The 3,572-nt window shown below is 62.1% G+C and carries 3 protein-coding genes; 1 reads left to right on the forward strand and 2 read right to left on the reverse strand.

What is annotated here, in order from left to right; genetic code table 11:
* The coding region (locus MJD61_09505) for a transposase (protein MCG8555506.1) at positions 1-1,510 on the reverse strand (1,510 nt) is incomplete at its 3' end.
* 376 nt (positions 1,511-1,886) lie between these two features.
* Here MJD61_09505 and MJD61_09510 point away from each other — a divergent pair.
* Positions 1,887-2,054: a hypothetical protein gene (locus MJD61_09510; protein MCG8555507.1), complete on the forward strand. Its 168-nt coding sequence runs from the start codon at positions 1,887-1,889 to the stop codon at positions 2,052-2,054.
* Between the two features lie 478 nt (positions 2,055-2,532).
* On the opposite strand, the gene MJD61_09515 is transcribed toward MJD61_09510, so the two are convergent.
* A complete protein-coding gene (locus tag MJD61_09515) occupies positions 2,533-2,745 on the reverse strand; it encodes a hypothetical protein (GenBank protein MCG8555508.1) in 213 nt (70 codons plus the stop codon).
* Between the last annotated feature and the right edge of the window lie 827 nt (positions 2,746-3,572).

Genomic DNA, 3,572 nt, shown 5'->3' on the forward strand with positions numbered 1-3,572 from the left:
GTGGGCTCAGGATAGGCGGCGGCGGCGGTCTGGGCCCCAAGCCGTGATGAGCCAGAATGCGGCCGATGTCGTCTGCGGTGAGCGCCACCTGGGTGATGCGCATGCGGCCTTGGCACTTGGGGCAGACGGTGACGTCGGCCTTGAACACTCGCTTGAGCAGCCAGGCCCACGGATGTCGGCCGGGCGAACTTGGCGCTGGCTCAGGGTCAGCGGGTGCGGCGGGCCTTTGGCCGGTTTTGTCGAACAGGAGCAGTTGCTCGGGCAGGTCGAGCTCGGGGTCAGGGGCACGCACAGGGACGATCTGAGGCCGCAGGGTTGCATTGGGGGCGAAGACGCCGTGAAAGCGCGTCAGGTGGAAGTACGGCGGCGGCACCAGGGCGCACAGGCGGGCGATGAGGTCCATGGGACTGAGCACGATGGCTCGGGTTCCGTCGGACCAGGGGGTCTTGAGCGCGAGGCGCAGCTTGCCGTCAGCGAGCTCGCTCAAGCGCTCGTGGCTCAACGGTGGCCGGGCAAGGTATCGGCACAGTCGCTCGAGTTGCTTTCGGTCCCGGCCATCGACGACGCGCTCGGCATGAACATTGACCCCGCGCACCTCGGCGACGAGCGCTGCGTGTGCAGCGTGCTTGCGCGCCTTGGTCGTGCCGAGCAAGCGCAGGGCAGGCTTTCCGGGGTGCTCGTCGAGCAGTTGCCGGCCGCTCGTGGCGGCCTGGTAGCACGAAGCCAGCGCCGGGTAGTCGAGCCACAGCTGCTCGTCGCCGTGCTCGGTCGGCTCGTCCAAGTAGCGGCCGTGCTGTTCGAGCACGCGCTCGATGCGCGCGGCGGTGCGCGTTGCAACGTCGGTAACGTCGCCCACAGTCGGCTCGGGCAGCGTCTGAAAGCGCAGCTCGCCCTCCTCATCGCGCACGTATACGCCGTCGAGCGCCAAGGTGTGCCCATGTACGTTGAGCCGCAAGGCACTATCAAAACGCTGTACAAACGTGATGGTGCCTGTAAACGCATCGGCTACCGAAGCGAGGCCGAGCTGTCGTTTGGCCCGCCGCTTGTAGCTGCGCATCAGCTCGGTCGCAAAGGCCGTCATGACCTCGCTGCACAGTCGGCTGTCGTAGCCAAGCACGCTGCGAAGCTGCCACGGCAGCGAGCACACCCACTGCCTGACGGGAGCATCGAACGGCAGCACCGAGTCGACCAAGTGTGCGGCCGTGTCGTTCATTCTTCGGCCGCAACAGCTGGGGCAAAACCCGCGGTGCTTGCAGCTGAAGCCGACCAAGCGCTCGAACCCACACTCGCGGCAGGACGCCGTCACGCAGCCATGCTCCAAGATTCCACACGTGAGGTAATCCTCGAACTCGCGCGTGACGAACGCGGGCAACCCGCCGTGCTCCTCACAACGCTGGGCGAAGCGCGGCCAGTGCGCCGCCAGCGTCTGGTAGAGCAGGGTCTGCTCGGGCTGCCGGCGCTCGTAGCCGGTCGCCGGGGCCGGCAGGGGGACATGGGCCACATGCGGCATCGCTCCGCGGCATGCAGCAAGCCCAGGGCCGGCCTTCTTGCGCAGCAATCATTGGGTTTTCAGGATTCAACCGGCGGCGAGCGCCGGCGAACGGCGGCGGTTACGTCGGGCAGGGCCTCGACCAGTGGCGTACGCTCCAAGTCGGCGACGTCCGGGACCGGCCCCCACGACCCGCTCCCGTCCTCCAAGGTCGCGTTTGGCGCTAGTGTCCTGCGTCCCTGATTTCGTACATGAAAGTCGACCCCTGAGTGGCGGCGTCGATTGATTCCCTTCAGCGCCTCTGCTAGTTGCCCGCTACGTGCCCGCTGCGTGCGACGACCCCAACAGTCGAGATCCGTACGACGCTATCGTTGTCGGCAGTGGTCCGGGTGGTGCCATGGCGGCGTATAGCCTCGTGATGGCCGGACATCGTGTCTTGATGCTTGAGCGGGGCGACTGGCCGGAGCGCGGGCCGCACAACTGGGAGAGCGCCGGCTCGGGCGAGCTCAATCCGTGTTACTCGACCGAGGCGCCGTATCGGGTTCTCAAGGGAGGGCACGGGTAACTGAAAGGCAAGAGCGGACGTCTGCCAACTGAGCATCGTTGCATTTGCCAACACAACTACTCATCGAAACACTTACTAATGAAGTACTTCTTTGGATTAGCTAGTCTTTCAATGTGTTTGGCTGTAAGCTCCTCGTTCGTTCTCGAACACGTGCAAATTGGAAACACAGTCCAGACCGAACTGAAGGGAAGAACTATAGTTAGGCGCGTCGACAGCGTATCGTCCAGAACGAATCCTGGCGTCGCATCACAGCTGCGAACTCTTGCATGGATAGCATTCTTCGCTAGCTTGTTCGTGCTAATCGTGTTTGTCATGGTAGACGGCTGGGATGTTCTTGGTGATGCTTTCGGATGCGCCATTGGATCCTTGTTTGTTGGCTTTCTTTCCGGCACGATAGCGGGGCACTTCTTTTACCCGTTAGATCCTGACGGCTCTTGGCGTATACTCCTTCCATCGTGTTTTTTTGGCTTCTTGGGCTTCACGTACATTGGTCACTTGCTGAACAGGTAGCTGTCGGGCCGTGATCGTAGATTTCCGAGTTCTTTGTCACCGTTCCGCTCTCCACGAACGACGAGTGCGTTGGCCAAAGCATGCGGTACACGCCCGCGCGCCTAAGCCGCTCGACGTAGGCCGCCACAGCTATCGGCTCGACCGCGCACGCCACGACGAGCGTTTCGACGGAGATCGCCATGGATGAACTTCTGGATACAGAGTGTGTGGTTTGCGGAATGACCTGCAGACCGAGGCTGAGCCGAGAGTGGAACGCAAGGATAATCAGGTCTAGGCCCAGCGGGTATGGAGAGTTTGAATTGACTTGCGAACAGACGCGTCGCATCTCAGTATCGATGTGCGCGGACTGCGCTAACCGCGCGGCTAAAACCTACGCCCGCGTAGGGCAGTCTTTGGTAGCAGCGAGCGCCGGTCTTTGCTTAGTGTTTGCCGCCGTCGCTACGGATCGCACCGTGCAGCTCTGGGCGATTGGCGGCGCCCTGTTCGCAGCCCTGTTTCTTATCTTTATGACGATCATGACCCGGCGGGGAGACGGGCCTAATCCGGAGGTAATCCTACATCCTCACGCAATGAAGCGCGCCGAGATTTCCTTGAGGACGAGATGTGATGGAGAGTCAATCAGCCTAGATGATCCACACAAACCCTCCATGTGGGATCCGTTAGAATGAGCGTGAGCACGCTGTTTGATGGTGCAGTCGTCACGCTATTTGATGGCGTTTCGCACGGGTTCTGCGCGACCGCGGTCGTCATGGCCGGCGACCTCGACACACCAGGCCGAACCCGACATTTCTAATGACCGCAAACCCGCCATCTCTATAGAACGCCTACACACTTACTTCGCAGAAGTGGCATTATGTTGACTTGAGGCGCACAGGACAAACAAGACTGCAAAAGCGTGCGGGCTCCAGGTAGCGTGACGGGTCGAGCGGGCTCGACGGGGCTGATGCGGGCGTGGCCAGGCGCCGGTTGGGATAGTCGGAGGCGTTGGTTGGGAGTCAAGCCCTTGCA

The organism is Pseudomonadota bacterium (genome assembly GCA_022361155.1).
Lineage (GTDB): Bacteria > Myxococcota_A > Polyangia > Polyangiales > JAKSBK01 > JAKSBK01.